This window comes from Streptomyces sp. NPDC041713 (assembly GCF_055591085.1).
The window spans coordinates 999,072-1,005,611 of the sequence record NZ_JBVIZY010000001.1; the positions used below are offsets into that span (position 1 = coordinate 999,072).

Sequence of the window (6,540 nt, forward strand, 5' to 3'; positions counted from 1 at the left end):
GTTCTCCGGGGGTGCATTACCCGTACGTAACCTGACAGGGACATGAACCGGGCCGCATGCTGCCAAATCCGTCTAGGCTTGCGCCTTGCCGATCCGAACCTTCGGCGTCCCGCACCTTCGGAGGAGAACCAGCCGATGTCCGTAAGTCCCGCCACCCTGCCGCCGGTGCTGCTGCACTCCGAAGCGGATCTCGCGCGGGCCGCGCTCGCCACGCCGCTGCTGTCCCGCGCCGTGCGGCTCGCCCGGTGGGCGGGGCCCGACACCCGGGTCGGCGCGGGCGGCGAGCTCGTCGACGCGCAGCTCCCGGCGGCCGCGGCCGAGCTGGGCCTCGCCCAGGACGACCCGGACGCCGTCGCCTACGCGAGCGAGGCCTGGCGGGTCGCGGTGGACACCGGGCTCGTCGAGGTCACGGACGCCGAGGAAGACGGCGCGGAGGGCACCGTCACCCAGGGCGAGGACCTCGCGCTGCTCTCCGCCGGCGGCCCGCAGGACGTCCTGGGCATCTGGCTCGGCGCCCTCGACACCGTGTACGCGGACGCCACCGTGCCCGACATGGAGAACCTCCTCGACGTCCTGGAGGAGAACGGCGAAGTCGACTTCGACGAGCTCGGTTGGGACCCGCAGGCCGAGGCGGACTTCCTCGACGGCGTGCTCGGCAACCTCTACCTGCTCACCGTGGGCGACGCCGCGGCCGGCGCGGGCCCGGTGCCGCTGCCCGCGCTCGCCGCCTCGATGATCGTCCCCGACGACATGGGCGAGCCCACGGACGACGTCCTGGAGCAGGTGTCGGACGCGATGATGAAGCTCGACGACCAGTTCCGGCTCTTCGAGCCGCTCGGCCTCGTCGAGTACCAGCCGGTCGATGAGGCGCTGATGGCCGATGTCGACGACGAGAGCGCCGAGGAGCCCCCGCCGCTCGACGACGAGGACGTCAGCCGCTACGGCATGGTCCGCCTCACCCCGCTCGGCCTGTACGGCATCCGCGCCCGCATGCTGGAGGCCGGCGTCGACGCGCCCGCCGTCGGCGACCTCGCGGACAAGGGCGCCGACGCGCTCCTGGAGGGCACCTCCGGCTTCCCGCAGGCCGCCGCCCAGGCGGAGATCGAGCAGTGGCTCACCCGGCACGAACCGCTCGGCGCCGCCGGTGAGTTGCTGGCCGCCGCGCGCGGCGGCGACGAGGGCGCGCCGCTGCGCAGGCTCCGCTGCCAGCAGGCGCTCTCCCTGGTCGGCGACGAGGCGGAGCCCGCGCTGCGCGCCGTCCTCGACGACCCGGAGCTCGGCGGCCTCGCCCGGGTGTGGCTCGCCGAGCACGGCGCCGCGGACGTGCCCGCGCCGTCGGAGGCGCTGATCTTCTGGCTGACCATCGACACGCTTGCCGCGCAGCTCGCCGTCGAGGGCAACTCGGACGAGCTGCAGGGCCTGGTCGAGGGCCTCGCGGAGCAGCACAGCGGGTTCTTCGCCACGGCGTGGCGGGTCGAGCACCCCGCCACGGCGGACGTCCTGGAGGCGATGGGCCGCCTGCACCCCGACAAGAAGGTGGCGAAGGAGGCCCGCAAGGCGGCCTTCAAGGCCAGGTCGCAGCAGGGGCTGTAACGGGGGGCCTGAGAGGGGCCTGTAAGGGGGCCTCGTGCCCCTTGACCCCAGTCCTCGACCCCTCAGTCCCTCAGTCCTCGAACGCCGGACGGGCCCTCTCCCTCGGCCCGTCCGGCGCCCCGTCTCAGGTCTTGACCTCTGTCCCGGCGGCCGGGCTCACGTGCGCAGATGCGACGCGCCGTTCAGGTCGAGCACCGTGCCCGACGCCCACTCGGCCGCCGGCGACGCCAGCCACAGCACCGCCGCCGCGATCTCCTCGGCCGTCCCCGCCCGCCCGAACGGGCTCTGCGCACGGATCGCCGCCCCCTCCGCCCCGCTCAGCCGGTGCGCCACCCGCTCCGTCTCGAAGAACCCGGGCGCCACCGACGCCACCGCGATCCCGTGCGGCGCGAGGGACACGGCGAGCGACTGGCCGAGCGCGTGCACGGCCGCCTTCGTCGCGCCGTACGCGGGGTGGTCCGGCTCGCCGCGGAAGGCGCCGCGCGAGCCGATGTTCACGATCCGGCCGCCCGTGCCCCGGTCGATCATGCGGCGGGCCGCGAGGTGGCTGAGGTGCGCCGTGGCCAGCAGGTTCACGGAGACGTGCCGCTGCCACAGGGCCGCCCACTCCTCGTACGACGTCTCGGCGAGCGGGTGCGGCAGGTTCACGGCGGCGTTGTTCACCAGGACGTCGATGCCGCCGAGCCCGTCGGCCGCCCGCTCCGCCACGTCCGCCGCGCCCGCCGCGTCCGACAGGTCGCCGCCCACCAGGACGTGCCCCTCGCCGGCCAGCGAGGACAGCGTCGCCCGCGCCTCCTCCTCGCGCGAGCCGTAGTGCACGGCCACCCGGTCGCCGTTGTCGGCGAAGGCGCGGGCGAGGGCACGGCCCAGACCCCGGGAGGCCCCGCTGATCAGGACGCGGCGGCCGGAGCCCGGCAGCTTCTCGTGCAGGTTCATGGAAGGCGGCCCCAATTCGTCGGACGGTGTTCAACCGCCGTTTATACGCGAGCGGGACGGTGACGCCGACAGCAGCCCGGCCGTGCACAGCCGTTCCGCGCCTCAGGAGGAACCATGTCGCCCACCCGCAGGGACTTCACCAGACGCTCCGCGCTCACCGGCGCGGGCATCGCCCTGGCCGGCACCGTCGGCTCGCTCGCCACCGCGCCCGGCGCGCTGGCCGCGACGGACCTCCAGGAGGCCGGTGATCCGGCGGACGCCCGAGAGGCGGGGCACACCCCGGACCACGGCCACGGCCAGGGTCACGCCCCCGGCTACGGCCCGCTGATCCCCGACCCCGAGGGCCTGCTCGCGCTGCCCGCCGGATTCTCGTACCGCGTCCTCACGCACAGCGGCAGGACGCGCCTGGAGACCGGTGAGTTCACCCCGTCCCACCACGACGGCACCGCGGCCTTCGGCGGCCCGCGCGGCACGACGCTCCTCGTCAACAACCACGAGCTGAGCGGCCCCCGGAGCAAGTGGCCGCACCCCGTACCGCTCACCGAGGGCCTCGTCTACGACCCCGCCGCGTCCGGCGGATGCACCGTCGTCGAGGTCCGCCGCGACGGGCACGTCGCCGAGTGGGTGGGCATCGCAGGCACCGCCACCAACTGCGCGGGCGGCTCCACCCCGTGGGGCACCTGGCTCACCTGCGAGGAGACCGAGGACAAGGCCGGCCAGAACGGCATGACCAAGGACCACGGCTACGTCTTCGAGGTCGACCCCGTGGACCGGCGGGCCAACCGTGCCCCCAAGCCGGTCAAGGCGCTGGGCCGTTACGCCCACGAGGCCGTCGTCGTCGACCCCCGGCGCGGCCACCTCTACCTCACCGAGGACGCGTCCGGACCCAACGGCCTGCTCTACCGCTGGACCCCGCCGCACGGCTTCGAGCACGGCCGCGGCAGGCTGCGCCGCCTCGCCGACGACGCGGGCGTCCTCAAGGCCGCCAAGTGCTACGACTCCGGCGGCCGGTTCGTCGACGACCTGTCCCGCGCCACGAGGACCGGCACGGTGTACGGCGTGGACTGGGTGGAGGTGCCCGACCGCGACGCCCGCACGGTGCCGGTGCGCGAGCAGTTCGACGACGGCGACATCACGCGGGCCCGCAAGCTGGAGGGCATGTGGTGGGGCGACGGCGGTGTCCACATCGTCTCGTCCTTCGCCCGCGGCGAGAGCCCCGTGCGGCACGACGGGCAGGTGTGGTTCTACCACCCGGGCCGCCGCACCCTCACCCTGAAGGTGCTGTTCGGCGTCAATCCCGAGCCGGGCAGGGACGGCGCCTTCGACGGCCCCGACAACATCACCGTCTCGCCCTACGGCGGCCTGGTCGTCGCCGAGGACGGCGAGGGCGTCCAGCACCTGTTCGGCGCGACGGAGAGCGGCCGCACGTATCCGATCGCCCGCAACGAACTCAACGCGGGCACCGAGGAGAAGCCCGAGTACAGCGAATTCACCGGCGTCACGTTCTCCCCGGACGGCAGAACGCTCTACGCCAACATCCAGACGCCGGGCATCATGCTGGCGATCACGGGGCCGTGGCGCCGCCGACGGGGCTGAGCCGGGACGGGACCGTGGGGGCGGGCGGCAAAAACCCTTGGCGCCCCGGGAGTTCACTCTCCTGAGGTGAGTCACGTCCGGGTGCGAAGGCAGGACTTACTTCCACTCATCATGGGGAGGCCGCGGGTTCGATTCCCGTCGTCGGCCGAGAGGCCGGTGTAGCTCAATGGCAGAGCACCATCGTCGGTTCCGCCGAACTGATCTCCGGACACCACCTCGGGCACACTCCTGCCGTCTGTCTCCCCCCGTACCGCCGACACGAATGCGGGAGAATTCCCATGGCGCGTTTCAACACCAAGGCCGTCAAGGCGCTCGTCACCTCGCCGGTGAAGTCGGCGGGCCGTCCCACGCGGACGTACGAGGGCGGTCACGGACACCTCCGCGACCCCCGTGGCGAGCTCTTTCTGCTCGCCGTGGCGAACTTCGTCTCCCAGCAGACCCACTACGAGACGGGCGACCACCGCGACGACCGGTACGCCGCACTCGTGCGCCGGCTCGCCGTCGAGGACCCCGCGTGGACCGCGGGCCTGCTCGGCTGGCTGCGCGGCGCGGGCAACCTGCGGACGGCCTCCCTCGTCGGCGCCGCCGAGTATGTCCGGGCCCGCCTGGACGCGGGCGTCACCGACGGCCCCACCGGCCGCCAGGTCGTCGCCTCCGTGCTGCGCCGGCCCGACGAGCCCGGCGAACTCCTCGGGTACTGGACGTCGACGTACGGCCGCGCCCTCCCCAAGCCCGTCAAGCGGGGCGTCGCGGACGCCGTGCGCCGGCTCTACGACGAGAAGTCGCTGCTCAAGTACGACACCGCGGCCAAGAACTACCGCTTCGGCGACATCCTCAACCTGGTGCACGCCTCGCCCGACCCGGACAAGCCATGGCAGGGCCCCCTCTTCCGGTACGCGCTCGACCGGCGCCACCACCCGGAGACCGCCGTGCCGCCCGAGGGCGCGCGCGTGCTCGCCGCGCACCGCGAGCTGATGGCGCTGCCCGTCGCGCGGCGGCGCGCGGTGGTCACCGCCGAGGGCGGCGCCGAACGGCTCGCCGCCGCGGGCATCACCTGGGAGGCGCTCGCGGGCTGGCTGCAGGGGCCCATGGACAAGGCGGCCTGGGAGGCCGTGATCCCGTCGATGGGGGCCATGGCGCTCGTCCGCAACCTGCGCAACTTCGACGAGGCGGGCGTCTCGGACGAGGTCGCGGCGACCGTCGCGGCCCGGCTCGCCGACCCCGACGCCGTCGCACGGTCGCGGCAGTTCCCCTTCCGCTACCTCGCCGCGTACCAGCACGCGCCGTCGCTGCGCTGGTCGTACCCGCTGGAGCAGGCGCTCGGCCACTCGCTGGCGAACGTGCCCGCGCTGCCGGGCCGGACGCTGATCATGGTCGACCGCTCCGGCTCGATGTGGTCGCCGCTGTCGGACCGCTCGCAGCTCAACCGGGCCGACGCCGCGGCGACCTTCGGCACGGCCCTCGCGATGCGGGCCGCCCACGCGGACCTGGTCCAGTTCGGCACCGGCAGCGAGCGGGTCAAGTACCGCGCAGGCGAATCCGTCCTGAAGGTCCTCGACCGGTTCGGCCGGCTCGGCGGCACGAACACCACCGCAGCGGTGCGCCGCTTCTACCGGAAGCACGACCGGGTGCTGATCGTCACCGACGAGCAGGCGACCTACAACCACCACGGCGACCCGACCGAACAGGTCCCGGCGGACGTGCCCGTCCACACCTGGAACCTCGCGGGCCACCGCGCGGGCCACGCCGCCTCCGGCACGGGCAACCGGCACGTCTTCGGGGGGCTCTCGGACTCCGCGTTCCGGATGGTGCAGCTCCTGGAGGCCGGGCGGAACGCCGTCTGGCCCTGGCTCGCGGCCTGACGGACCGGGCCGCCCGGGCGGTGACCGGTATCCCCCGTTCGGGCGGTGTCGGACGCGGGGGAGGGGCTCGCTCACCGGCTGGGGAGGGGCTCGTTCCCCGTGGCTTGTGTGTCTGTTCCATACCGATGTGAGGGCAGTGTGAGCACGGAGCATGGTGCCGCGACCGCTCGGGGGCTCATACTGCAAACATGACGAGGCCCCCCGGCTCGCGCCGCCACCTGCCGAACAGTCCCTTCAACGTGCCCGCCCCGCCCGCCCCACCCGTGGAGCACTTCGAGGTGGGTGACCGGGTCTCCCATGACCAGTACGGCCTCGGGAGGATCGTGGGCGTCGAAGGAGAGGACGCCGTGGTCATCGACTTCGCGGGCCGTCAGGGACGGTTCCTGAGTCCTTACCCGAAGCTGTCCAAGCTCTGATCGTTCCGGCAGAGCCCTGATCACGACGGAGGGGGGGGGGGGGGGGGGGAGAGGGGGGGCGGCCCCCCCCCCCCCCCCCCCCCCCCCTTCAGAAACAGACCCCCAACCGTTCTCATCCCCATCCCCCGTCGTAAATC

The 6,540-nt window shown here is 73.6% G+C and carries 5 protein-coding genes; 4 read left to right on the forward strand and 1 reads right to left on the reverse strand.

Annotated features, from left to right (window positions below; all coding sequences use genetic code 11):
- Positions 1-135 precede the first annotated feature (135 nt).
- Positions 136-1,593 (forward strand): hypothetical protein, encoded by a 1,458-nt coding sequence (locus ACZ6CV_RS04405; protein WP_469249501.1) that lies wholly within the window; start codon positions 136-138, stop codon positions 1,591-1,593.
- A gap of 156 nt (positions 1,594-1,749) precedes the next feature.
- On the opposite strand, the gene ACZ6CV_RS04410 is transcribed toward ACZ6CV_RS04405, so the two are convergent.
- Positions 1,750-2,529 carry an SDR family NAD(P)-dependent oxidoreductase gene (locus ACZ6CV_RS04410; protein ID WP_469249502.1) on the reverse strand — a complete coding sequence of 260 codons (780 nt, stop codon included), beginning with the start codon at positions 2,527-2,529 and terminating at the stop codon, positions 1,750-1,752.
- Positions 2,530-2,643: 114 nt separating this feature from the next.
- Here ACZ6CV_RS04410 and ACZ6CV_RS04415 point away from each other — a divergent pair, with 114 nt between their 5' ends.
- From ACZ6CV_RS04415 to ACZ6CV_RS04425, 3 genes are all read left to right on the forward strand, one after another.
- On the forward strand, positions 2,644-4,125 hold the full coding sequence (locus ACZ6CV_RS04415; RefSeq protein ID WP_469249503.1) for an alkaline phosphatase PhoX: 1,482 nt from the start codon (positions 2,644-2,646) through the stop codon (positions 4,123-4,125).
- A gap of 278 nt (positions 4,126-4,403) precedes the next feature.
- Positions 4,404-5,987, forward strand: a complete 1,584-nt coding sequence (locus ACZ6CV_RS04420; RefSeq protein WP_469249504.1) for a TROVE domain-containing protein — start codon at positions 4,404-4,406, stop codon at positions 5,985-5,987.
- Between the two features lie 188 nt (positions 5,988-6,175).
- Positions 6,176-6,403, forward strand: coding sequence for a CarD family transcriptional regulator (locus ACZ6CV_RS04425; protein WP_355818053.1), 228 nt, complete (start codon positions 6,176-6,178; stop codon positions 6,401-6,403).
- Positions 6,404-6,540: the final 137 nt, after the last annotated feature.

What these genes read in the sequence shown, in the direction of transcription:
- ACZ6CV_RS04425 (WP_355818053.1), top strand. Translation starts at nt 6,176, where the DNA reads ATGACGAGGCCCCCCGGCTCGCGCCGCCACCTGCCGAACAGTCCCTTC.
- ACZ6CV_RS04410 (WP_469249502.1), bottom strand. Translation starts at nt 2,529, where the DNA reads ATGAACCTGCACGAGAAGCTGCCGGGCTCCGGCCGCCGCGTCCTGATC.
- ACZ6CV_RS04420 (WP_469249504.1), top strand. Translation starts at nt 4,404, where the DNA reads ATGGCGCGTTTCAACACCAAGGCCGTCAAGGCGCTCGTCACCTCGCCG.
- ACZ6CV_RS04415 (WP_469249503.1), top strand. Translation starts at nt 2,644, where the DNA reads ATGTCGCCCACCCGCAGGGACTTCACCAGACGCTCCGCGCTCACCGGC.
- ACZ6CV_RS04405 (WP_469249501.1), top strand. Translation starts at nt 136, where the DNA reads ATGTCCGTAAGTCCCGCCACCCTGCCGCCGGTGCTGCTGCACTCCGAA.